This is a genomic window from Streptomyces sp. NPDC057950 (assembly GCF_042887295.1).
In the GTDB taxonomy this organism is placed as follows: Bacteria; Actinomycetota; Actinomycetes; order Streptomycetales; family Streptomycetaceae; genus Streptomyces; species Streptomyces kaempferi.
Genome location: NZ_JBHVPP010000024.1, coordinates 127,232 through 150,727 on the forward strand (window position 1 = coordinate 127,232; position 23,496 = coordinate 150,727).

The 23,496-nt window shown below is 70.0% G+C and carries 20 protein-coding genes; 9 read left to right on the forward strand and 11 right to left on the reverse strand.

Annotation, left to right across the window (positions count from 1 at the left end; all coding sequences use genetic code 11):
- Positions 1-57 precede the first annotated feature (57 nt).
- Complete coding sequence (locus ACFVTC_RS33875; RefSeq protein ID WP_390132290.1) at positions 58-285, forward strand: transposase; 228 nt, start codon at positions 58-60, stop codon at positions 283-285.
- A gap of 91 nt (positions 286-376) precedes the next feature.
- Here ACFVTC_RS33875 and ACFVTC_RS33880 read toward each other — a convergent pair whose 3' ends face one another.
- Positions 377-781 carry a hypothetical protein gene (locus tag ACFVTC_RS33880; protein ID WP_390132291.1) on the reverse strand — a complete coding sequence of 135 codons (405 nt, stop codon included), beginning with the start codon at positions 779-781 and terminating at the stop codon, positions 377-379.
- Positions 782-2,915: 2,134 nt separating this feature from the next.
- Between ACFVTC_RS33880 and ACFVTC_RS33885 the strand changes: the two genes are divergently transcribed.
- Positions 2,916-3,413: a DUF6233 domain-containing protein gene (locus ACFVTC_RS33885; protein ID WP_390132293.1), complete on the forward strand. Its 498-nt coding sequence runs from the start codon at positions 2,916-2,918 to the stop codon at positions 3,411-3,413.
- Between the two features lie 91 nt (positions 3,414-3,504).
- On the opposite strand, the gene ACFVTC_RS33890 is transcribed toward ACFVTC_RS33885, so the two are convergent.
- Positions 3,505-4,185 (reverse strand): PP2C family protein-serine/threonine phosphatase, encoded by a 681-nt coding sequence (locus ACFVTC_RS33890; RefSeq protein ID WP_390132294.1) that lies wholly within the window; start codon positions 4,183-4,185, stop codon positions 3,505-3,507.
- A 3-nt stretch (positions 4,186-4,188) separates the two neighbouring features.
- Here ACFVTC_RS33890 and ACFVTC_RS33895 point away from each other — a divergent pair, with 3 nt between their 5' ends.
- Positions 4,189-4,935 carry a hypothetical protein gene (locus ACFVTC_RS33895; RefSeq protein WP_390132295.1) on the forward strand — a complete coding sequence of 249 codons (747 nt, stop codon included), beginning with the start codon at positions 4,189-4,191 and terminating at the stop codon, positions 4,933-4,935.
- 101 nt (positions 4,936-5,036) lie between these two features.
- Here ACFVTC_RS33895 and ACFVTC_RS33900 read toward each other — a convergent pair whose 3' ends face one another.
- Both ACFVTC_RS33900 and ACFVTC_RS33905 read right to left on the reverse strand, forming a co-directional pair.
- Positions 5,037-5,927 (reverse strand): hypothetical protein, encoded by an 891-nt coding sequence (locus tag ACFVTC_RS33900; RefSeq protein ID WP_390132296.1) that lies wholly within the window; start codon positions 5,925-5,927, stop codon positions 5,037-5,039.
- Positions 5,928-5,947: 20 nt separating this feature from the next.
- The gene (locus ACFVTC_RS33905) at positions 5,948-6,319 is read right to left on the reverse strand and encodes a hypothetical protein (RefSeq protein ID WP_390132297.1); all 372 of its coding nucleotides are present in this window, start codon (positions 6,317-6,319) and stop codon (positions 5,948-5,950) included.
- 182 nt (positions 6,320-6,501) lie between these two features.
- On the opposite strand from ACFVTC_RS33905, the gene ACFVTC_RS33910 reads away from it, so the two are divergent.
- Positions 6,502-9,789, forward strand: a complete 3,288-nt coding sequence (locus tag ACFVTC_RS33910; protein WP_390132298.1) for a CHAT domain-containing protein — start codon at positions 6,502-6,504, stop codon at positions 9,787-9,789.
- 721 nt (positions 9,790-10,510) lie between these two features.
- Here the strand turns inward: ACFVTC_RS33910 and ACFVTC_RS33915 are convergent.
- Positions 10,511-11,077, reverse strand: coding sequence for a dihydrofolate reductase family protein (locus tag ACFVTC_RS33915; protein ID WP_390132299.1), 567 nt, complete (start codon positions 11,075-11,077; stop codon positions 10,511-10,513).
- 858 nt (positions 11,078-11,935) lie between these two features.
- Here ACFVTC_RS33915 and ACFVTC_RS33920 point away from each other — a divergent pair.
- A complete protein-coding gene (locus tag ACFVTC_RS33920) occupies positions 11,936-12,070 on the forward strand; it encodes a hypothetical protein (RefSeq protein WP_390132357.1) in 135 nt (44 codons plus the stop codon).
- Positions 12,071-12,602: 532 nt separating this feature from the next.
- Here ACFVTC_RS33920 and ACFVTC_RS33925 read toward each other — a convergent pair.
- Positions 12,603-13,598, reverse strand: a complete 996-nt coding sequence (locus ACFVTC_RS33925) for a lamin tail domain-containing protein (RefSeq protein WP_390132300.1) — start codon at positions 13,596-13,598, stop codon at positions 12,603-12,605.
- A 748-nt stretch (positions 13,599-14,346) separates the two neighbouring features.
- On the opposite strand from ACFVTC_RS33925, the gene ACFVTC_RS33930 reads away from it, so the two are divergent.
- Both ACFVTC_RS33930 and ACFVTC_RS33935 read left to right on the forward strand, forming a co-directional pair.
- Positions 14,347-14,571 (forward strand): PLDc N-terminal domain-containing protein, encoded by a 225-nt coding sequence (locus tag ACFVTC_RS33930; protein ID WP_390132301.1) that lies wholly within the window; start codon positions 14,347-14,349, stop codon positions 14,569-14,571.
- A gap of 1,018 nt (positions 14,572-15,589) precedes the next feature.
- Positions 15,590-16,033 (forward strand): hypothetical protein, encoded by a 444-nt coding sequence (locus ACFVTC_RS33935; protein ID WP_390132302.1) that lies wholly within the window; start codon positions 15,590-15,592, stop codon positions 16,031-16,033.
- Between the two features lie 49 nt (positions 16,034-16,082).
- Here the strand turns inward: ACFVTC_RS33935 and ACFVTC_RS33940 are convergent, their stop codons facing one another.
- A complete protein-coding gene (locus ACFVTC_RS33940) occupies positions 16,083-17,108 on the reverse strand; it encodes a NucA/NucB deoxyribonuclease domain-containing protein (RefSeq protein ID WP_390132303.1) in 1,026 nt (341 codons plus the stop codon).
- A gap of 922 nt (positions 17,109-18,030) precedes the next feature.
- Here ACFVTC_RS33940 and ACFVTC_RS33945 point away from each other — a divergent pair.
- Positions 18,031-18,249, forward strand: a complete 219-nt coding sequence (locus ACFVTC_RS33945; protein WP_390132304.1) for a DUF6207 family protein — start codon at positions 18,031-18,033, stop codon at positions 18,247-18,249.
- 197 nt (positions 18,250-18,446) lie between these two features.
- A complete protein-coding gene (locus ACFVTC_RS33950; RefSeq protein ID WP_390132305.1) occupies positions 18,447-18,719 on the forward strand; it encodes a DUF3761 domain-containing protein in 273 nt (90 codons plus the stop codon).
- 411 nt (positions 18,720-19,130) lie between these two features.
- On the opposite strand, the gene ACFVTC_RS33955 is transcribed toward ACFVTC_RS33950, so the two are convergent.
- The 4 genes from ACFVTC_RS33955 to ACFVTC_RS33970 all read right to left on the reverse strand — a co-directional run bounded on the left by ACFVTC_RS33955 (position 19,131) and on the right by ACFVTC_RS33970 (position 23,204).
- A complete protein-coding gene (locus ACFVTC_RS33955; protein WP_390132306.1) occupies positions 19,131-19,754 on the reverse strand; it encodes a class F sortase in 624 nt (207 codons plus the stop codon).
- Between the two features lie 101 nt (positions 19,755-19,855).
- Positions 19,856-20,248 carry a sortase-dependent protein gene (locus tag ACFVTC_RS33960; protein ID WP_390132307.1) on the reverse strand — a complete coding sequence of 131 codons (393 nt, stop codon included), beginning with the start codon at positions 20,246-20,248 and terminating at the stop codon, positions 19,856-19,858.
- Positions 20,249-20,371: 123 nt separating this feature from the next.
- Positions 20,372-22,447, reverse strand: a complete 2,076-nt coding sequence (locus ACFVTC_RS33965; protein WP_390132308.1) for a sensor histidine kinase — start codon at positions 22,445-22,447, stop codon at positions 20,372-20,374.
- The gene (locus ACFVTC_RS33970; protein WP_390132309.1) at positions 22,434-23,204 is read right to left on the reverse strand and encodes a response regulator transcription factor; all 771 of its coding nucleotides are present in this window, start codon (positions 23,202-23,204) and stop codon (positions 22,434-22,436) included. Before ACFVTC_RS33970 ends, ACFVTC_RS33965 begins: the two co-directional genes overlap by 14 nt.
- Between the last annotated feature and the right edge of the window lie 292 nt (positions 23,205-23,496).

The window sequence follows — 23,496 nt, forward strand, 5'->3', positions numbered from 1 at the left end:
ACCGGCTCCTAGGGCCTGTATCGAAAGTGGATCTTTCTCCATGAATGATCTTCATTCATGGGGCGGGGTGATCTCACTGATGAACAGTGGGCGGTGTTGGAGCCGTTGTTGCCGACGGGGACGAAGGCGGGGCGGCCGCCTGTCTGGCTCCGGCGGCAGTTGATCGACGGCATACGGTTCCGGGTCCGGACGGGCGTTCCGTGGCGGGACGTGCCCGTCGAGTACGGCCGTGGGGCAGGATCTACGACTTGTTCCGCCGATGGCAGCCCGTCCCGCATTCGCTGATCTGACGGCCGCTATTCAGCTCCCCGCCCGAGGACAGAACCTGCACCGATCGGAGGCCCCAGGGCGGGGCCTTGCCGCGTATCTCCGTCCGCTAGAGGTCGGTGCGTCCGCCGAAGTGCTCGGGGACCTGGTCACGTAGCGTCCGTCCCACCTCGTGGAACTCGACCTGCTGGCCGAGCCGCGAGCGATGGAGTGCGAGCCGCAAGCCCCTGATCAGCTCTTCCAGTCGGACCTCGTCGCCCTCGTCGCTCTGCTTCCGGGCTTCCGCCAGGAGGCCGGCGAAGGCGGCCACGGCCGAGTTCCTGTCGCGCTCCCACAGCCAGGCGAACACGCTCCCGAACGCGTCGCCCGGGTTCGCGCTCTGACCTTCGACGCGGTAAACGGCGCAGTCGTTGGCCTCGTTGCGGATGAAACCCGTGAGCAGGTGGTCAAATATCCGGCCGGGCACTTCCACGCTGTCCATGTACGCCCTCTCGTCAGCAGGTGTCGGGGTCATCCTGGCGACAGTCGGGCAGCCGCGACAGTGGGTCCGCCCGAAATCCCGCGATGCCGACTTCCTCGGCGCGATCGCGGCTGACACAGGCAAGCTACGCACGAATCTGCCGCGCAGTAAGCCTCTCTGCCGATGGAGATGTCCATCTTGCCCCGGGCCTCGGACGCATCGCCGCCGTGACCCGACCCTCGCCGAACAGCCTGCGGGAGAAACTGCGCGTCGCGCACGGCTGGCAGCGCGCCCTCTGCGACGCAGAGCCTGTCGGTCTCCCCCGCCCCGTCCCGGGCCACGTCGGTCGCAGGCAGCCAGCACAGAGGCCCCGGCCGCCGCGCACTCACACCTGCAGGCACCCCGATCTCCCGAGGCGCGCTCCTCTTCCCGTCCCGACTATCTGGGAAGGACGGGAAGAGGAGAGTGTCGAGGGGGATGTCAGACCCAGGGGCTGTTCAGGGATCAGTCCGGGCTTGGTGTGCGGCGTGGGGTGCCGCCTGCAGTGCGGGACGGGCACCCCAGCAGCATCGTGACACCGGCCCACAGGCCGTGCCTCGGTGAACACGGCGACTGAATGACGGCCTGGCCGGCCCGTGACCCGGGGCTGATTGCCGGGTTGTACACGGCAGCGCCGGACCACCTCCCGCCATACGGCGCGCCAGCCGGGCTGCGGGACCGTGTCCCGGGGCCCGGCTCACAAAGCCGTGGTCGGGCGCCGTGCGCCGCCCTCCAGAGCGGACGACGACAGGCTGCGCAGAGGAGAGGAGAGAGGGTTGTCGAGACCCGCGGTCGGGCCAGGCCAAGGGGGCTGACCTGCACGAACACGCGTGAGGCTACTACACGTGCCGGTAGGGGAGTTGGTAGGGGGATCGGTATGGGAGACGGTAGGGGGAACGGTCGACTCCCTACCAGGCCACACCACCCCCTGCCACGGCCGGGCTCCGCTGTACGCAATGAGCCCGCAGCGCCTGTGATCACCGGCACGCCCGCGCTCCCGGGGCACTGCCAGGTACCAGGACAGACCCTGCGCCCTCACAGACACCCCGTTCCGCAGTTCAGTCCCCTGTCACAGAACACTACGCAAACCGGTCTAACAGGTAGGTTCGTTGAATTTGCAACTTACACGGCAAACCTATAGGGAGTCATTCTGTGATCGGCACGGCAACGACGCGGCAGCCCACCACGGCAGCTACTGCACACCCCGCCGCCCACCCTCGCCTCTCCGGTGTCATCCCGAGCGGGACCACCACGGACAAATGGCTGGTCGGCTTCTCGGTCCCCACACGGAACTCCACGTCCACCTGGCTCTACTACCTGGTGGACCGAGCCCGCAGCGCGTCCCACGCCACGAGGCAAGCTGCGCAGAAAGCCGCTGCCGAGATCCACCCTCAGCACCTCCGCCAACCAGACCGAGGCACAGTGGAGGTCCACCTCATCTATATCGACCACGTCGGACGGCGACACCCGGCACCCATGTCGTAATCCGCCTCTCAGGCGGCACCCCCTGACACCTGCGCCACCCCGCACGAAGAGCCGTGCCCCCCGCTATCCCCCGAACCGCCTGAGCACGATTCTCCGCAGAACCAGCGGAGAATCGTGCCCGGTTCAGTCGTGGCGGAACCCGACCGCGCTGCCGTCCTATCGATGCACCACGAAACGCACGGCCCATTTGCGCGCGGTCGACCGCTTGCAGATCTGCCCACCGCGTGGACGCCACTGGCGCCGGCCCGACTCGCGCCGTGGCCCATCGCCAACCGGACTTACCCGCGGGTGCTCTTGAAACGAACCCCAGTCCCCCACCGCGCCTGCTGATCAGTCATGCACCAGGTACACAACGGGAGGCCACCGAGGCCGTAGCTCCATGTCTGCCGCTGGCATCCCGCACACAGGCCGATCTGGGAGCCGGCGCAGTGCATCGTGCTGGGATCCGGATCCGATACCGGGGGGCGCTGCAGTCGTCATGGCGGTGTCCTCATCCAGGGGCGGCGAACACTCGCCGCTTCGAACGAAGAAGAGAACACTCCCTGATTGTCGGACCCTCGCCATCCCGTGCGGGTATGTCATGAGTCCAGGCGCGCACTCCATCGCTGGTCTTCGGCAGCTCCGTGCTGCTGCGGATCTCGGTCGCTCGAATATAATCGAACGCATGTCCGATCTGCCTCCGGATCCCGCTCGCCTGCGCGCGATCCTCGCCCACCTCGACCGGCAGCTCGCCGACACGGACACCATCCGCACCTACCTCCGTCTGCAGCGCGAGGAGGTGCAGCGCGCCCTCCAGACCGCAGGCCGACCGGCACGGTCCACACGGCCGCAGCTGCGGCCAGCCCTGACGCCGGCGCCGTTCCCCTCAGAACGATCTCCCAGTGGCCCTACCGGGGTGGGGGACGGCTACATGCTGGAGATCAAAAGCCATCCCAAAGACCCGCGGCCCGGGGTCCTCCACGTCGACAGCTGCACCATGGCCAGCCGGAAGACGTCACCGATCTCCGCAGGCCAGTACCGTGTCGCCATCCGGGATACCGAGTACATCGAGACCTGCAGCTTCTGCCGACCAGAAGCAAGCCGGACGACACCTCCGACTGAGACGCTGCGCAGCCGGGTGCGCAATAGGCCGACCACAGCGGACCGCCCCTTGCGTCCATGACGCAGTCAGCCGGCGGGCGCCGAACATCGACTCCAACGTGGCCCACCACCGGGAGGGCCAGGCAGTCGTGTCCGTCCCACCGCTTGAGCAGTCACACTCGTCTGATGACCAGCACGGCCACGTCGTCGAGGTGGTCTACTGCGACCGCGGCGTCAAGGATTCGGTCTGCGATCGCCTCGGCGTTCAAGCCGTTGTGGAGGGCCTGGGCAGCGAGTGTTCCGACCCTCTGTAGGCCGTCGTCCAACGTGAGGCCCGGTCCCTCGACCACGCCATCAGTGACCATGACCAGTGCTGTGCCCTCCTCGAGCGTGAAGGTCTCCTCGCGGTAGTCGGTGCCCGCCACGACTCCCAACACGGGACCACCCGGCAGTTCGCGGACCTCGCTGCTGCCGTCCTTGCGGGCGCACAACAAGGGCACATGGCCGGCGCTGGTGCCGATGACCTGTCCTTCGTCCGGACTGATGTAGAGCATGGTGCAGCTGGCGAATCGTGCCGGGTTCATCGTGACGAGGAGTTCGTTGGTGCGTGTCAGCACGGTTGCCGGCTCGGGTTCGCGCGGCGCGATCGCCCGGATCGAAGTGCGTACCTGTCCCATGAAGGCTGCGGCGTCCACGTCGTGTCCCTGGCTGTCTCCGATCTCCGGTGCCACTGCACCGCCGGGCATCATGAAGGCGTCGTACCAGTCCCCGCCGATGTCGAGGCCGTCCCGGCTGGGCCGGTATCGGGCGGCGACCTCCAGGCCTGGCAGATGGTCGGGCTTGGGTAGGCTCATGGCATGGCGCTCTTCCGACGCAAGCCGCAGTCCACCGCCGGAGCGTTACCCGGACCCGGGCCGTCCGCAGGACCCGCACAGTCGCCCCCGACCTCGCAGGAAGCCGAGGTGTTCGCGGGCGGCCTGGAGGGCGTACGTCCCCAGCTGCTGCCGCGGCTGCGGCGGGCCGACCAACTGGCCGACCGTGAGGATTTCCTGGTCCGCGACCTGGACGGCGGCTTCCTGGTGGTGCTGACGGTACGCACACCGAACGGCAGCTGGTTCGTCCGCACCGGTCAGGTGCGCCGGTGGAACGCCGACCCCGCGGAGCTGTGGTCCGTCGCCCTGCACAACCTGCGCCGCGAGTCGGTCGAGACCACCCTCTTCCAGCCGGGCGCCGGCCCCGTCTGGCAGGTCCGCGGCGGCAGTTGGACCGCCACGCAGCTGCTGCGGGCCGACGAGTTGACCGGCGCCGCGGCCCCGGACGGCTGCATCGTGGCGATGCCGGGCGAGAATCTGCTGATTGTGCACCCGATGGTCGACGCGAACACGTATGTGCGGATCATGGAGCTGCAGCGGGTCCTGCCCCGGCTGTGCGGTCCTCACGGCTTCAGCGACCTGCTGTTCCACTGGCACCACGGCCGGCTGTCTGGCCTCCGGGTCGACGAGCGGGACGAGGACGGCAAGACGGTCAGCGTGATCACGGGGAGCGCGGAGCTGCACGACGTGCTGAACCGTCTCGTCACGGTCTGGACGCCGCCGGCCAACTGAACCGGCCCGTCACGGCCTCGACGTCACCGGCCGCTGGTCGCCGCCCGGACCCCCGGCCGGCGGGACAGGCGGGACCGGCGGGAGGAGATAAGCCCGGGAGGTCAACTTCCCTTTTTCAGCCGCCGGGTGAGCGCCCTGCCCGTCTCCAGCTGGAGCCCGGGATCCTCGCCCAGCCGTGTCGCCAGAGCGCCGGCGTGGACGTCCACCGTGGACTCCAACAGCAGTCCGTAGGTGGCCGCCGCCGCCCGGCCCCGGCGCCAACCGGACAGCGCGGGAACCGCGGCGATCACGGCGGCCGGCCACCACACGACCGCCACCAGGACGAACGGCACTGCCCAGGTGGCGAGTCGGGCCGCCTCCTCGATACGAGTGCGCGCCGCCGCGACCTCGGTGCGGACCTCGTCGGGCAGAATCAGCCACAGCCGCGGCCACACGGCGGCGAGGTCGAGACCGTACTGGTTGAGCACCCGTATGTCGGCTCCCGCGACCCGGTCACCCATCCAGGTGGGGCGGGCCGGGCGCGCCGGGGCGATCGCCTCGCGGGCGGCGGCGGCCTCGTCGATCTCGCGCCGCTCCGCCGCCGCACGCGGCGCCGGATACGCCGACTCCAGGGCTGACACCCGTTGTTGGGCAGCCAACCAGTGGGTCTCGCGGCGATCCGTTAGCCACCGGCCCGGACCGCTGAGCACCCGCGGCCACGGCCCGAGCCAGCCGGTCAGCGTCACTCCCGCCGCCGCCTCCACGACGACGCCCGCCGCCGCGACCGCGAGCAGCAGGGCGGCGACGAGCAGCAGTTGTACCGACGGCGGCCGGTCGGCGAAGGACCGCGCGGCCTGATCGGCCCGGTCGGCCAGCCGGCCGCGGTCGAACGGGTGCCGCTGGCCGAGGGCGGTTCCCGCCATCGCGGCGGCGGCCAGCAGCAGCCCGGGCAGCGCAAGCAAAGCGGCCCAGCGCTGTACAAGTTGGCGGCCGAGGTCGCCCAGGATCGGCATCACCCGCGGAACCCCATAGGTCAGTCCTCCAACAGACGCATGGTCGAGCCGAGCAGCGCGCAGCCTGGGCGCGGCCCGCCGGGTTCCCTGGTCTCCTGGCGCCCGCACCGGTCGGCCGGACACCCGTACCGCTCACCGTGGCTGTGCCCGGAGCCGAGACCGGCGACCGTCACAGGGCCGCCCCAGGCATGGCGATCGCGCCCCGTGGGGGCGATCCCCAGCCGGACCAGCACGTCTGCGGCCGACCCGCCCGCGCAGACCACGGCGAGCCCCTCCTCCAGCACCGACCCGAGTTCGGTGCCCTGCAAATGCCGTCGCAACGCCGGGAGTTCGCCGCAGAGCGCGGCCAGGTCGGGGTCGGGTGATCCGGGCGGTAGCGTGGTCTTCGGCATGCGGTGCTCCGGTCGGGGCCTGAAACTGCGCTGGCTTGACGTGCTGTTGTCGGGCGTCGTGCGCAACTGCCGTGCGCTGCTCCAGTATCGGGCAGCCGGCTGCATCGCCGCAGCACACTGCCAAAGCGGCCGGGCGCTGATCGGCCACCGCATCATTCCCGGACCCGTAGACGGGGGACACGATGGACGTGGTTCAGCGGGACCGGCTGCTCGGCGCCGTACGGGAGGCCATCGCGGAGCACCGCGGCACCGGAAGCGTGGCAGCCCTGCTCGCCCTGGAGGGGGACGGCACCGTCACCCGCCTGGTGCTGGCGATGGACGACACGCGAGTGCCGGATCTGGCGGCGCTGCACGCGGTCGGCCTGGCCCGCTGGCTGCAGTACGCGGCCGGCCCCGAGGACGCCCACGAGGCCGAGTGGGAGGCGTCGTTGTACCCGCTGGCCAGCGTGTACGCCTCCGAGCCAGACGCCGTACCGCCACGGGCCGCCGCCCTACTGGAGGCCGTGAGGTCCGGGCGACGCCGGGAGATTCCGCGGCTGTCCCGCGCGACGCGCGGGCGGGTGCTGGCCGGGCTGCGGTCGCCGGTGGCGCTGTCCGCGCGGTTCGCCGACGCAGTCCGCGGGCTCGACCCGCAGGGGCGCAGGCCCTACGAGGACGCGGCCGCGCTGCGCGCCTTCGTGCCGCTCACACCGCGCCACCACCCGGACCGGGTTGCGGCGGTGCAGCTGCTGGTTGTCTGCCTCCAGATGGCCTACCGCAGCAACGGCGAGCCCGGCACGCTCGCTGAAGCGGTGCGCTGGGGACGGGAGTTGCTGCTACTCATCCCGGCCGCCGGCGACCGCTGGGCGCACGCCGTCTCCAACCAGGCCCGCGTGCTGGCGGACCAGTTCCGGCACTCCGGCGACCGCGAGGACATCGACGAGGCGGTCGCCGGCATGCGGGAGGCACTGCGGCACGCCGCGCCAGACAGCGAGTGGCTGGCCGACTGGCACTACGAGTCCGCGGTGTACCTGTCGTCGCGGTACGCCGCCGCCGGCGACCTGGCCGACCTCAACGCGGCGGTCGACGCGTGCCGGACCGCGGTGCGCGCCACGCTGCCCGGGGCGCCGCAGGGCGCCGACCGCCGGTCCAGGCTCGCGGGCCTGCTGCGCAAGCGCTACTCGGGCACCGGTGACGGCGCGGCCCTGGACGAGGCGGTGCAGATTGTGCGGACCGAGCCCCGGCCGCTGCCCGAGTACAGCTACGGCTCGGTGGTGGCCGAGCACGCGGACGTGCTGGAGGCGGAGTTCCTCAGGAACGGGCGGCTCAGCGTGCGCGACGAGGCGCTCGCGCTGTACCGCGAGGCGGTCGCCGTCAGGGAGGCCGCGGGCGGCGATCCCGCGGATCTCCCCACCGCCCTCACCCATCTCGGCAACATGCTGCTGACGGGTGCAGACCCGGGCGGGGAGCACGGCCCCGCCGACGCCGAGCCGCTGCGGGAGGCCGTCGCAGCCCACCGCAGGGCGATCGCAGTGAACCGGGCCGACGACCCGGGGCGGTCCGGCTTCCTCAACAACCTCGCGCGGTGCCTGCGCGAACTCGCCCGGATCGAGGGGCGGTCGGCGGCCCTGGACGAGGCGGTGGACCTGCTGCGCGAGGCCGTCGCCATCACCGGTCGGACACAGGCGGTCCGCTCCACGCTGCTCTCCCACCTCTCACTGGCCCTTGTCGAACGGCATCGAGCCGCCGGCGGCCCCGGGCTGCTGCAGGAGGCGTACGTCCTGGCCCGCGAGGCGGCCGACGTCGCCGTGGGCACACCGGGCCAGCTGATCTTCCTGCACCGCTCGTCGGCCGAGCGGGCGGCGGCCGTCGGGCGCTGGGACGAGGCGGCCCAGGCGTACGCACGGGCGATTGCGCTGCTGCCGCAGGCCGTGCCGAGGCAGTTGCACGGCAGCGAGTCGCAGCGCCAACTGGCCCGGCACGGCGACGGTTTGGCCGCGGACGCGGCTGCCACCGTGCTCCAGGCGGGTGGGCCGGGCGCGGCCGGGCGGGCGCTGGAGCAGCTGGAGCAGGGCCGCGGCATCCTGCTGCCCCGCTCGGTCGGCCTGCGCGGCGAGGAGGAGGCGCTGCGCGAGGCGGCCCCGCAGCTCGCGGCGCGGCTCGCCGCCCTGCGGGACGCGTTGACCCGCCCGGCCTCCTCCGGCGTCGACCCGGGCGACGACCGGCACCGGCTGGCCGAGGAGTGGGACGCCGTCGTCGAGCTGGCCCGCAGGCTGCCCGGCCTCGAGGACTTCCTGCGCCCGCCGCGGCTGGCCTTCCTGCGCCGGGCCGCGGCGGGTGGCCCGGTCGTCACCGTCAACACCAGTGCGCTGCGCTGTGACGCGTTGGTCCTCACCGGCCACGGCGTCACCGCCGTCCCCCTGCCGGCCCTCACCCATGAGGAGGCCGCGTCCCGCGCTGCCGCCTTCTCCGCCGCGCTGCGCGTCGCCGAGTCCCCGGCCTCCTCCCTGACCACCCGCCTGACCGCCCAGTCCACACTGGCCCAGACCCTCGACTGGCTCTGGGCCACGGCGCTGGGCCCCGCCCTCGCTGCCGCCTTCCCCCCGGCCGTCGGCTCCCGACCGTCCGCGGTCGCCCCCCAACGACCCTCCGCCGGGGCCGGCTCCGGCACGCCGACCGTCGTCGCGCAGGCTCCGCCCCTCGGGGCACTTTCCGCGGGCGGGCGCGCGGGCGAGGCCCCCCAAGAGAGGCTGCCGCGGATCTGGCTGTCGGCCACGGGGCCGCTCGCGGGGCTGCCGTTGCACGCGGCGGGCGGGGAGTCGGGCTCGGTGCTGGACCGCGCGGTGCCGTCCCACACGCCCACCGTCGCCGCGCTGGCCGCGGTCGCCGGCGGAACGGCGGGCCGTGCGGAGGCCCGCATGCAGGGCGGAGCCGCGCTCGTGGTGGCGCTGCCCGAGACCCCGGGGTTCGCGCCGCTGGACGGAGCGCTCGACGAGGCGCGGGTCGCCACCGAGCGCTACGGCCCCGGGACGCTGCTGCTCACCGGCCCGCAGGCCACCCGGGTGCGGCTGCTGGCCGAGCTGCCGGGGCGGGCCCGCGTGCACTTCGCCTGCCACGCAATCGCCGACCCGACCGGACCGCACGGCAGCCACCTGATCCTGCACGATCAGCCGGTCACCGTCGCGGAGATCTCCCGGCTCCGGCTCGCGCACGGCGAGTTCTGCTACCTGTCGGCATGCGCAACGGCGGGCGGGACGCTGCCCGACGAGGCGGTGCACCCGGGCGGCGCCTTCCACCTCGCGGGCTTCGCCGAGGTCGTCGCGACGCTGTGGCCCGTGGAGGACTCCACGGCGGCCGAGGCGGCGCGCCTGTTCCACACCGGCGACCGGCACTGCCCCGCCAGGGCCCTGCACGCCGCCGTCCTGCGGCTGCGCGCCGACGCGCCGCTGCTGCCCAGCCGATGGGCATCCCACATCCACATCGGCAGGTAGCACCGACACCGGCGGCAACGGGCTTGGCTGGACAGCCGCGATGAGCGACAGGGCACGATCGGCTGCCGGCTCATCTGGAAGGTCGAGGAGCGCGACGGCGCCGCAGCGGAGAGGTTCGAGCAGATCGCACCGTGGAAGGGCCGGAACCTGACGGGCGACAGCCCGATCCTGCACGTCTGCTGGGACGGCGACCAACGGCGAATCCACCCGCTGCCGGGCCTGGTGGGCAGTGCTGTACGCGCTGTCGATCCTGGCGCGTTACCAGCCGGGCGGGCAGATCGACGTGAACCGCAGCCCGGACGCGGTGGCTGCCGAGTACCTGATCAGACCCCGTTGGAGACGGGCGCGGCGCCGGCAACGATCCGGAAACGCCCGCCCGGCTCGGTGCCGGGCGGGGGGACAATCACGGCCGGCACCTCCCGCGCGACTACTTCAGCCGCGGCGTCGCCCCTGCCCGACTGGGCCGGGCCGAGGCCGCCCTCGGGGAACGGGTGGGACCTCAATTGCAGGCCAAACGCCGGTGGTTGGCGGCCGGAACGATCAGCACGTTGATGGCCTTGAGCGGCTGTTTCATGGGCGATACCCGGGGCGCGGTCTTCGGCTACCGGCTCGACAACTACCAGCCCGCGGAGCAGAAGAACGTCGGCATGTGGGGCTGACGCTCCGCTCCCCCGAACACAGAACGCCGCAACCACCACAGCCACGGCATCACACAGACGGGTCAGCGCTGGCTGTCGGGTTGGTCCGGAAGTGGAGTGCGGCGGCCCCGGCAGGAGTACACGATCTCCACTGAACCGCCGGGGAGGGCGCGTTCGCGCTCGAAGGTGAGCCCAGTACCGGGATCAAGCACGGGTGTCAGTTGCATCCCGCTGCCGAACAGCATGGGCACAACGACCAGTTCCAGGGTGTCGAGTGCGTCAAGAGTGTGGAAAGCCCCGATTGTTCGCGGGCCTCCGATGAGGTGAATGTCGCCACCCCGGTTGGCCGCATGGAGCTTCTCCAGCAGGCGCAGGGGATCGCTGTCGGTGACGACATGGTCAGGTGTACCGGCCGGACGGTGAGAGCCGAGCACGAACACGTCGAGATCCGGCCAGGGCCAGCGGTCGTTGGTCAGCGCGGGCTCGAAGGTGGTGCGCCCCATGAGCGCCGCCTCACACCCTGCGAGGAACTCCCGAATGCCGTGGCTTTCACCGGAGACGAACGCGGGATCGGCCGTCAGTGCGGGCCACCCGCTCGGCGTGGTCACGTAGCCATCGGCGCTCATGCTCATACGTGCGCGGATCTGCATGTTTTCTCCTCGGCAAGTCAGTCGGCGAGATTCTGGAACGGTAAAGAAGTCCTTCGACGCGTGGGCAAAACTCCTTGATCACAGAGCTACGGGCTTTTCGATCGCGCCTCTGCCTGAGCGTCGATCGTGAGACCCACCGATCGACACACCCTCGAAGGAATCTTCTCCGTAACCACACCATCGGCCAATGGCCTCGGTACCCGGCCGGACCTTCCGATCCCGGATCCACGCCCAGCCGCGCCCGGTCAGACTTCAATGGCAATCGGTCAAGGTTCAGTTACGAACGCCTCATGCCTCACGCCGAAGCCCACATCCAGTGGGCTTTCATCACCCTCATGACCCGCCGGCCTGCCCCGACGAAACCGGAACCGACGCGGTCCCAACTCCCCTCGCGGCAGCCGCCTGACGATCCCTCCGACTGCCGCTCGGTTCGGCGTCCATCGACACTCAGCCGAACGGTAAAGCCGATCAACACCCAGCTTCAGGGCATCGTGAACTGCGGGAAGAGGAGCAGGGGTACTTCCTGCCTGGCCGCAGCGAGCAGGGCATCGATGGCGTCGAAGTCCGTCACCGGGCACTTCCACCCTGAGCGACCTGACGGCGTGTACCACCCGCAGAACGCCCGGCAGTCCGGTATCGCTGGTCCGACAGGGACTCCACCGCCTGCGTGGGACCGGCCAGCAGATCGAGAACACCGATTCCGTAGTACACTTCGGGACTGCCCTGGGTTTGGCGGCGGACGTACTGAGTCGCCGACTGGGGACGCTCGTGGGGGCTGGGGTCATGTACCGGGAGCCCTATTAGGAACCCGGCAGCCGTACGCGCTACGAGTACCACCTCACGGATGCGGGCCGTGAGCTGGAGGTCGTACTGGGGGCGCTGCAGCAGTGGGGGGACCGCCATCTGCCCCGGCCCGAGGGGCCGAGCATTGCCGGCCCAGTCCGCCGGCGTGTCAGTTCGCCGGACTCCTCCGACGCCTCGTCCTTCGGATAGACATCCGTACGGACGGTCGCGACGTCCGCCCACGGCACTTCGTACCCGGCAACGGCATCACAGTCCGTCAGGCTCCACGCCGCGGCGCCGGACACTGCGGGAGGCTCTGACCGGTACCACCCGGTTCGCGGACAGGACAGGAGTCACACAGGAGGTATCACATGCTCCGGCCACCTGGGGAAAACGACGGGCCGACGACACAGGTGCGGCAACTGTCACCAGGAAGCTCCGGACGCCGGCTTGGCGACCGGGCCTCAAGCCGGCGCGGCGTGTCTGCCCGCAACGGCTGTCGTTGAACCGACACCGCACACGGGTCCCCTACAGCCCGTGGACGGGGCGAGGGCCCGGGCTGGTTTCTGGCTTCAGGCCCTCACCTCACCCCAGATCGCTATGGGCTGACGAAACGTCGAGCCGGCGAGGACCGTACGGACGCCGATCACGCGCAGCGGCGCGCAGAAGCCGGACAAGCCGCTGCGCGCCGCGAAACAGAACTCAGCCGGTGACCGGTTCCACGGTCACCCGGAACACGGGATCAGTGGTGGCCACCCTGACCACTCTGCCCCTGGCCTCCCTGGTGCTGACCGCCACCCTGACCGGCCTGGCCCTGGCCACTCTGACCCTGGCCAGCCTGGCCTCCTTGACCGGCCTGACCCTGACCACCTTGACCAGCTTGGCCGCCCTGGTGCTGACCGCCGCCCTGACCGCCCTGGCCCTGGCCGTTCTGACCCTGGCCGCCCTGGTGCTGGCCGCCGCCCTGGTGCTGACCACCACCCTGACCAGCCTGGCCCTGGCCACTCTGACCCTGGCCAGCCTGGCCGCCCTGACCGGCCTGGCCCTGGCCGCCATGGTGCTGGCCGCCGCCTTGACCCTGGCCGCCCTGGTGCTGGCCGCCCTGGCCCTGGTGGCCTTGGTGGCCGCCGGTTCGGGGTGCTCCGCCCTGGCCGCCGTGGTGCGCTCCATTGTGGTCACGGTGGTGACGGCCACCGAGGTCGCCCAGGCGCCGGCCGTCACGGAAGCGTCGGCTGCCGAAGTCGTCCCAGCGCCAGCCATCGCGGTCACGGAAGTGACGGCCACCCCACGAGACCTCGTCGACGAACCGGCCGCGGTCATTGCGCAGCGTCGCGGTGTCGGAGCGGTTGTCCCACACGTAGTTGCGGCGGTCCTGGTACACGTCCCGATAGGTGTCGCGGCCGATACCCGTGTGCACACGGACCGTCGAACGCCCGCCGAGGCGGTAGTGGTCGAAGGTGTAGGTGTGGCCGTCCTCGTCAGACAGCGTCCAGTCGTCCAGGTTCACACTGCGGCGGGACGTGTTGGTGACGTCGATCCACTCCCGGTTCAGGGAGTAGTTGGAGCGGTCGTCGAAGCCCGGGGAGTCGTACTGCACGCCGCTGATGACCACACCCGAGCGGTACGCGGCCGCGTGATGGGGGCTGGTCTGCGCGGAGGCCGGCAGCGCGGACGCACCGAGCGCGGTACCCGCGGCGAGCGTCGCGGCGGCGATGCGGGAGATCGAACGAGAGGACATCAACAGTGCTCCCCTTTGAGGTACGGGCCCGCATCACGACCGACCTGAACGGCCGGAGGCGGGCGGTGTGCGGATCCCGGCTGCTGCCGAGAACCCACAGCCTGCCCCGCCCGACCGACTCGATGGGAGTTGCGCCGTTTCGTGTTGCTGTATGCAGACATTTCCGTGACCCTCAACTGCACCACCCAACGAACCCAACAGGCCGTAACCCCCGGTTCGCGGGCGGATGCACCCACCCTTTGATCATCGTGGTGCAAGCGGTTTCCACCCCCTCAACACCCCACCGGACCGTCCGCCCGCCTCCCGGCAGAGCCACGTCTGGCAGGTAACGCCCGAAAACTGATAAACAACGAACAATCGACTGATAGCTCATCACGTGTTCGCATTCAGGTCATGTCAAACCCATGCCAAATGGTGAGCACGACCCCGGCGGGGGGGTTCCCCGGCATGCAGGAGGTGCTGATCACCTGGTCAGGGCGGGTTGGCGGGACTTCGGATCGTTCGCTCAGCCGTTCCCCTGGTCGGCGCAGCGCTTCCCCTCTGGCCGAGGCGGACAATCGCGACAGCGGAACATCCGCTGCGGTGGGTCCGCCTAGGGCATGTTGCCAAAGTGAATCCTGATCGAGGGTGACCACGCAGCGTGCGAGATGCCCGATAGCTGCGAGGCGCCCGTTAATATCATCCGTCAGTGGGGCCGGACCGAGTCGCACGCGGACGGGGCGTTCGCCCTTGCACATGAGGTGACTCGATGTTGGTCTACGCGATTTACGTGATAATTGCTGCTTTGTACGTCTATGCCCTGGTCGACTGCGTCAGGACCCCCGCGGCGCGCATGCGACTACTGCCCAAAGTGGGCTGGTTGGCCGTCCTGGTTCTGTTCCCCGTTCTGGGCGCCATAGGGTGGCGAAACCTGGGTAAGCAGCCCGCCCCGGGTCGAAGGTCGGCCGTCTATCGCCTGAGCAGCAGACCCTAGATCCAAATCGACGAGGCGTTGGCAAGGTTCAACCCCTCTCCTGGCGTGGATTGCAGACCGCCCCGAGCAGTGCCCTGCGGTCCGGTCGCCATTCCCATCGGCTCACCCCTCGGTCCGGCCATGCGTACCGCATACGGCACGTACCGTTGACCATGCGGCCATCCGAGCCCGTTTAACGGCTGCCCACGGCAGATGCATGGTCACCTCTTCTTGGCGAAGTACTGCATGCGGTATCGCCGGGGAAATTCTTCGTCGTGAGTTCGTTGCCGGCCGCGGCAGCGGGACACTGCGCAGTCCCAGCAAGTTGCGCAGTGCCGCTGCGCAATAGGGCGCGACGGCCGACTACTCGTCGCGTGCTCCGTTCTCGGATCCCAGGACGCTGTGCGCGTGGGGCGCGCCGGGAGCGTGTTCAGCCGTCACAGATGACGCGTACAGCGAGAGCCGTTCGGCTGCGTCACGCGTCTTCGGTGGCATCACGGCGCCTACGCCAGCGGCACTTCGGCGAGCAGTACGCCGCATCCGTCCTCTTGCGCATACGCGGTGCTGGGATTGGCCAGCTCACGGCCGTCCGCGGAGCCCTGCTCGCACGCCCCCGCCCCGCAGTCCTGCGACCCTCGGCGGTTCGAAGCTGGACGTTGGACAACAAGTTCACGCTTCCCGAACTTCTACGCAGCGGGGAGATGCGCTTGGCGCTGTCCTTGCCGGGACTGGACCTGCTGGAGGGCCGGGAGTGAGTCCGCGTTCGCGGCGTCTTCCCCGTCCTGGGGAGCCCTGCCGGCCTTGCCGCCGAACCGACCGTGTGCGCGACGCTCCTGCAGGCCGTGCCCGCGCAGACAAACTCGCGCCGACCTGCTCCGGGACTGGTCTAAGGAGAATCGCCGTCGCTGAACTGCCGGGCGGGTCCGGTTGTTTGAGGGTTCGCCCGCACGAGATGCGCGGGTAGCGTCTCACCTTGGTAGGTCCTGGTGGCGTGCCCGGCTTGGGACTGGCGCTCTGTACAACAGGTGGAGGGCATGCGGTGGGACTGGTTGACTCTTTTCAGGCGGTGGTGCTGGTGGAGCGGCACCTGTTCGCTCTGATCGACAACGATCCGGGGAACGAGGAGCCGTTCGCTCGGATTCCTGGCAACTCTGCGTTCTTGGTCCATGAAGACTCCGTGGTGGTCGCGTCGGATCTCGAAGACCAACTGGCCAGGGTCCGGGTGGAGGTCTGGGATTCGGTGCCCGGCAGGCCGGTCGGGGAGGGGTTCAGGGCGATCGGGGAAGTGGCCTCCGTGTCTTTCGAGTCCGGGCGGATCCAGCTGGTCAACCTGATGCGGGAACCGGCCGGGGACGAGGCCGTCCTCACTTCGCCCGGACCCTATCGGGTGCGTGTCTGGGCGGGCCCGCAGGAAGAGGACGCGCAGGAGGAACTGGAGGCTTATCGGTTCTTCAAACGCTTCGTGATCCAGCTGTCGCCGTGAGGCGCTGAGCGGGGGCGGGCTGCAGGCGGACCGCCCCGCTCGTGCGGGGTTACTTCACCTTGACGTAGAAGGCGTCACCGTCGAGGATCCGGTCGTCGTTGTACCAGGTGGCGAGCCGTGATCCCGCTTTCTGGTAGTCCGTGCCGTCCAGGGCCCGGGCCGAGTAGTTGCCGTTCGCGTTCTTGGCCCCTTCCTTCGTGGTGCTGAACGGGTATTCGTCGCAGTCCTTGCCGCTGGCGGAGTAGTTCGGCCACTTGGCCTGGCACGCCGCCCGCGCGGTGTCACGGTTTTGCCTGCGCAGCGCGGCGTCGTAGTAGATCCGGTGCAATGGCGTCGTGGTGGGGGCGCCGGGGATCTTCTTGCCCGTCTTGGCGGGGATCGTGGTCGCCGGATGATTCTGGGCGTCCCAGATGTGCTGAGCTGTCTCGTTGACCACGGGGTCACTGCGGTCATAGTCCATGGTCGAGCGGACGTTGGTGAAGATGCTGCCCTTCTTGTAAGTCAGGTACGGGGCGCTGTCGAACCGCACCCTGATCTTGGGTTCGGCCGGCTGGACGTTCTTGTTGCCCTGGGCGATGAAGAAGGTGGCCGGGACGAAGTCGTAGGTGTGGACCTTGTCGCGGCCGTTATCGGAGGCCGCGTCTTCGTCGAAGGTCAGCAGCTCCCTGCTCTCCCTCTTCCAGCCCTTGATGCTGGCGTCCTCCTGCGCTGCGCCGACCTCGCCGCGGAAGACGCCCGAGACCTGCGTGACGCCCCCGTGCTTCTGCCCCTTGTGCAGAACGGCGCCTGTGGCACTCGACTGGTTCCACCGGTTGATCAAGAACGTGGTCGTGTCTTTGATGGTGCCGGTGGTGTTGATCTTCTCGATGTACTGCTCGAACAGGACGGACCGCTCGCCCTGGAAGGCGTACCCGATGATCGTCTCGACGTAGGTGAGGGTGCCGACAGGAGTGCCGCTCTCCACGTCGACACCGACGACCTGGAGGGTGCCGCGGCGGCACAGGGCGAAGTGGTTCTTGACCCACTCGGGCTTGCCGGCGCTGTTGCCGTGCGTGATGCACTCACCGTGGGTCACATCATGGTAGTTGAAGTCCCCGCAAGGAGGCCTCGGACCTGCGGCACTGCCACTGGAAGACGCTGCGGCCGGGGCGCCGTGCGGGGCAGGGCCCGAATCTTCCAGCAGCGTGTAGGTCGCCGTGTACACGATGTCGGACGGATCCGGCGCACTGGCGCTGACGGCCGTCGCCGGTGAAAGCAGCACGGCAAGCATGCTGACGACAGAAGGCAGAGCCCATCTGACCGATTCCACAAATACCCCCTGATGATCATGGTCGCGGCCAACCTAGCAACCCGGTGCTCTCGTGGCGTCCTGTGCGCCCGGCCCGAGAGTGATCAAAGCCATACAACATGCCCTCAACAGGGCTTCTGCGACAGGGTGTTCGGGGGCTCTGACCGTGCTTGCGTAATGCCCGACACTCCTGGCGAAAGGGGGCTCAGCATTGACATGGGATGTGGATCGCGACGTGAGCGGGGAGGCCCGCAGGTCCGGGCCCGCCTCAACAGGAAGCCGCCTGATGACCGCGCCCCCGCGACACCCCCACCCCCACCGCACCCGGGCCAACGGCGGCGGAACCGTCTACAGCGCAAAGGACAGCCGGTGGGAAGCGCCGGATACGTACGGCCACTGCTGCAGGGTGATGCGCAGTTCGGCGAACAGCGGCTCGCAGAACGGCTCCGGCCACGCAGGCGGCGGATCAGCCCCGACTGCTGCGAGGAACGACGGGCCCCTGCGAGGACAGCAGAGCGATGTCCTTGGCATCCAACCCGACGCGTCAATACGCGGGCAGGGAAGCCTCAGTTGCGTAATCGCCTGGCCGGCCACCCGCGCCCGTACGCTCGGTATGGGGCCTGTGGTCTCCGGCGTCTCCACGGCCCGATGTGGGCCGGTCGGGTGAACTGGCCCGTGTGGGAGAACCTGCTGGCCGTGGCGGGGCGTCGTGCCGGGTGTGGAAGCGTTCAACGAAGTACACGTAGCGGAGTCCGGTCTGGTCGTGGTCGACGTGGCTGCCGCCGACGACCAGACCGCCTTCGCCTTCCAAGAGGCCCTGGCCACAATGTGGGCGGAGACCTCGGTGGAACGCACGACCCGCGATCCCGGGCAGCCCGGTGTACGGCTACGCTGCTACCTCGACATGCGCCAACGCCTTAGCCCGTGACCTGCCCCGCCTGCCGCCAGGTCAGGATCACCCGGCCATGTGCGGCCGAGATGCTCTCTGCCGGGCCACACCTCCAGGTCGGCCCGTGACCCCCGGCCGGCAACCGAGCCGGGTGAGGACTTCCTGATACTTGCCGGAAATCTCAACAAACACCGATAAAGTCACGTCGCAACTCGCACCATTCCAAGGGGGATTCCTTGTTCGCACGTCTTGCCGCCTCGGCCGTCGCGGTCGCTGTCGCCGGCCTCGTCTTCAGCGCACCGGCCGCCTCGGCAGCGGCAACGCTGCCGTCCACCAACACGGCCCACCACTGCGTCCACCACACGACCGGGATGTGCGGCTGGACCCACCACCAAAGGCCCCAGAACAAGACCGAAACCGCAAAGTGCAAGGACGCCTCCCTGTCCTACTCGAGGCACTCCCAGGGCACCTGCTCCCACCACCACGGCGTCAAGTACTGGTTCAAGTAGGCCCCACAGGGCGGACAGGCCGCGCGCTCATACCTGGAGCGGGCGGCCCGTCCGCGTCCACTGAGCTGCCGGCCGGTAGCCGGCTCGCAGTCTGCCGATCCAACCGGGACTGATCGTGGAAGCCGGCGCCGACGCCGCCCGCGGCGCCGTCGGTGTGTGGCGGCATCCCGTGCGCTGAGACCGGCTGTACTGCTCCTGAGCGATACGGGCGCGGAGCCGGTATCGGCAGGCGCGCGACATGGTGGTGTGACTTCCAGCCCGGCTGGGGGCCGGGGTGGGGTGTCCTTGTCGGGGCGGCCGAAGAGGGCTTTGAGCAGCCCCATCGGGGGTGGTGGGGTGGCGTCGGCGTCTGACGATTGAGCTGCGGACGTTACTCGTGACGACAGGGCGAAACGGACACGCCTACGGCCCTCAGCTCGCTGTCGCGTACACAATGAGGTTGTCGACAGGGTGCCCCTGCGCGTCGAAGTCGCCGTCGCACGTGATGAGCCGTAGAGCACGTTCCTGGGTCGGCCCGTAGACCTTCTCCGTCGGGAAGGCGTTCTTGGCAACGCTCTCCGTGGCCGTGACGGTGAAGTGGAGGGCTTTGCCCGTCTTGTCGGTGACGGTGATGTCCGCACCCTCCTTGATCTTCTTCAGGTCGTGGAAGACGGCCTCGCCGAAGCGGGTGTCGTTGTGGCCGATGATGACGGCCGCGCCGATCTCACCGGGCACCACACCGCCCGTGTACCAGCCCGCGGTCATCCCCTCCTCGGCCGGCGGGACCTGGACCGTCCGGTCCGTGTTGAGGCCCAACTCCATCAGCGAACTGGTGATCCCCACAGAGAGAACGGCCACCTTGGCAGGGGCCGCCGGAGCGTCGGCCGCAGGCCGCTCGGACTTCGGAGCGCCCGACGCGGCGGCGGGGGCGGTTGGGGCGACCCGGACCATCGGGTCGGGGCCGGACGAACATCCGGTGAGCAGGGTGACGAGGGTCAACAGGGTGAGGGTCGCGAGGCGGGCCCGGGACAGGGCCGGACGGTGTGCAGGGGGCAACTCGGGCTCCAGAACAGGGTGCGAGGGTTCGCCGGAACGCACAGGGCGCCGCCTGGTGAAGGGCGGCGCCACCGTTTCGTACGAGAGGTCGTGCTGCCGGGTCAGCTTTCGCGGCGGGCGGTGGTGCGGCGGCGCAGTATGTAGGTGCCGACGCCCGCGAGCAGCAGCGCGCCGGTGGCCGAACCGATGAGCGTGCCGGTGTTGTCGTCCTGGGCGGGGGCCTCGCCCGCGGCGACACCGCCACGCGGGTAGTCCTTGCCTCCGGCCTTCTGGCTTTCGGCGGCCTTCCGGGCCTCGGCCTCCTTGAGCGTCCTGGCGTCCTCGGCCTTCTTCTTCGCCACGGCCTCCTTGTCGGCCGAGGTCGAGTCGGTCGCGCCCGGCGTCGGAGTCTGATCGGTGGCGAAGGCCGCAGTGGCCGGGACGAGCAGCGCGCCGGCCGCGACGCCGGTCAGGACAGCAATACGCAGCGGGCGCGGGGTGAGACGGCGGGACATGTGAGGGCTCCAGTTCCAGCCCGGCTTGGTCGTTCCTGGTTGCTGATCCGCACCAGGTTCCGGGCATGGCTTCACCCTGACGGCCACTTGTGCGGAAACTGTCAGTGCGCTGTCGTCATCCCATCAGGGTCGACCGGGGCCCTCCGGCTTCCGTGACTCGGCTGTCGGCAGCCGCAGGGTGAAGGTGGCCCCCTCCCCCTCCGTGCTCGCCACGTCCACCGTGCCGCCGTGTGCCTCGGCGAGCTTGAGGACGATCGCCAGGCCGAGGCCGCTGCCGCCGGTGCTGCGATTGCGGGACTTCTCCGCCCGCCAGAAACGGTCGAACACGTACGGGAGGTCGCCCGCCGGAATGCCACTGCCGGTGTCGGACACCTCCACGGCGAGCTCGTCCCCCGGGTCGGTGACGTACCGGCGCAGGGTCACCGTGCCGCCGGCCGGGGTGTGGCGCACCGCGTTGGAGAGCAGGTTGCTGACGGTCTGCCGCAGCCGTACGGGGTCGGCGTCGAGGAGCGGTGGGTGAGGGGTGTCCGGCGGCGGTGTCAGGACCGTGAGGGTGACGCCCGCCGTCTCGGCCAACCCCTGGTGCGCGGCGGCGACCTGGCCGAGCAGCTCGTCGATCCGTACCGGCTTCCGGTGCAGCCGCAGGGCGCCCGCGTCAGCCGCGCCCAGGTCCTGGAGGTCGCTGATGAGGTGCTGGAGCTGCACCGCCTCCTCCAGGAGCGAGGAGACGAACGCGGGGTCCGGCACGGCCAGTCCGTCGTGGGCCGCCTCAAGCCAGCCCCGGATGTTGCTCAGCGGCGTTCGCAGCTCATGGGCGACATCGCTGACCATCACCTTGCGCTGCTCCTCCAAGCGGGCCCGGTGCGCAGCCATGTCATTGAAGGCCGCCGTCAGCCGTCCGATCTCATTGTCGGAGACGACGGGCACGGGCACCGGCGTCGCGTCCAGGCCCTCCCGCATGCGCTGGGCGGCGCCGGTGAGCGCGTGCAATGGGCGTACGAGCCTGGCTCCGGCGAGCACCGAGGCGCCGACGGTGAGGGCGAGGACCAGAGCGGTGACACCGGCGATGCGTGCGGTGTTGGCGCGGGAGAGGTCGAAGCCAGGCACGCCGGCGGCACCGGGGCCGTCGATGAACAGGAGTGCGGGCTCGGCGACATAGCCCGTGAGCTGTTCCCGGCGGGCGCTTTCGACACAGTTGGCCACGGCCCGGTCGTACGCGCTGTCGCGGATCTCGGCGGGGGCGTAGTCGAGTGCGCCGCCGGAAGCCGCTTTACGTTCGGCCGTCGCGGCGTCCTCCGCCTTCTTGGCGGCCAGGGCCTTCGCCTCCCGATCGCTGAGGCCGTCCTCGGCGCCGGAGACCGCGTCGTCCCGCCCGTATGCGTAACTCCGGTCCCAGGACAGGTCCAGGTTCAGTTTCACGGCGGTGCGACCCTGTCGTTTCAGACAGGCGTCAGCCAGTTGATTGAGGGCGTTCAGGACCTTCCGCTCGGTCGCGGTGGGACCGACCGGGTAGGGCGCAAAGCACTTGGCCTCCATGTCACGGTCGGTGACGCTGTCGGTCCCCCCCTCGGTCTCGTCGCTCACGAACTGGACGCGGGGCCGTCCGCCCGGGCTCTCGACGACGTCGGCGGCGATACCCATCTGGCTGAGGCACTCCACCCTCCCGGTGGCGGCCTTCCGCAGTGCGTCGTGTTCCTTCGCGGGCAGCCGGAAGGGCCCCACGGCCCGTGGATCGACGCGGTCCGCGCTGGCCTTGGCCGCGTCGGGCACCAGCACGGTGTCGACGGAGCGTGGATCCACGACCGCCGAGGCCTGCTGAGCGAGCAGATCGTCGGACGAACCGCCGCCCGCTGAGCGCGAGTCGGCCGAGTCCACGAACGGGCGTCGGCCCGGCGTGGTGAGCACGATCCGGCGCCCGGACTCCAGGGCCAGATCTCGCACGGTGGTGTCGACGCCCTCCCAGTCGGGGTGGGTGGCTGCGTAGCCGAGGAGGGTGTTGTAGATATTCGCGTCGGACTTGAGGTTCTGCCCCTGCTCCTGGCGGATCGCGACGGAGGTTGTCTGCACGGCCAGCCAGGCGGTCGCGGCGACCGAGCACGAGGCCACCAGCGCCGTCACGGTCAACAGCCGCCCCGCCAGGCTCTTGCGCAGCGGCAGCCGGGCGGCCCCCGACGCACCTCCCCTGTCAGGACGACTCATGGCGCACGTTCTTCGCGGGGTCCGTGAGTTTGTAGCCGACGCCGAAGACGGTGATGAGGCGGGCCGGCCGTCGTGGGGTGCGCTCGATCTTCTTGCGCAGGTTCATGACGTGCACGTCGACGGTCCGGCCGCTGATGTACCTGTCGAAGCCGTGCAGCTCGTCCAGGAGCCGTGCTCTGGTGAAGACCCGGCCGGGCTCGGCCGCCATCGCCGCGAGGAGACGGAACTCACCGGGCGTGCACTCAACGGGCGTCCCGGCGACCGACACCTCGTGCCGCGAGGGATCGACCCTGAGCACGCCGACCGTCAACACCTCGTCGTCCGGGGCCGCTTCGGGCTCCGAGGCGGGAGCGGGGGCGGGTACGGTCGCCGGAGCCGGGTCGGGGCCGCGCCGGTTGCGGCGAAGCAAAGTCCTTACCCGGGCGGTGAGTTCACGCGGACTGAACGGCTTGGTCATGTAGTCGTCGGCGCCGAGGTCGAGGCCGAGCAGCAGATCGTCCTCGGTGCTGCGGGCCGTCAGCATCAGCACCGGCACCTCCCGGCGTTCGGCGCGCAGGATCCGTACGACGTCGAGACCGTCGGCCCTGGGCATCATCACGTCGAGGACGACCAAGTCGGGTTCCTGGTGCCGGACCGTCTCGAGAGCCGTCCGGCCGTCCTCGACGACCGTGACGGCGTGACCCTCGTGCTCCAGGTAGCGGCGCACCAGTTCGGCCTGCTTCGCGTCGTCTTCGGCGACCACAATGTTTGCGCACACGCCGCAGATCGTAGCGACCGCCGGCGCCGGGAGGTCGGAAGTGTCCTTACCGTGACGGCGGTTCGGTGGTGGACAGGCGAGGGTGCAGGGCTGCAGTCGAGCGTCCCGTGAGGTCGAGGAGCAGCTCGGCGAGGAGGGCGGCGCCCCACCCGAACCTGGTCGAGCGGACCCGGCCACCGGTCCTGACTGGTGGCCGCGTTCTCCGCCAACGACGTCACCGCACTAACCTCGTCCTTTCATGGGTGGCAGATGCTGATGGCTGATCATGGTGGTTTTGACGTCGCTGACCTGC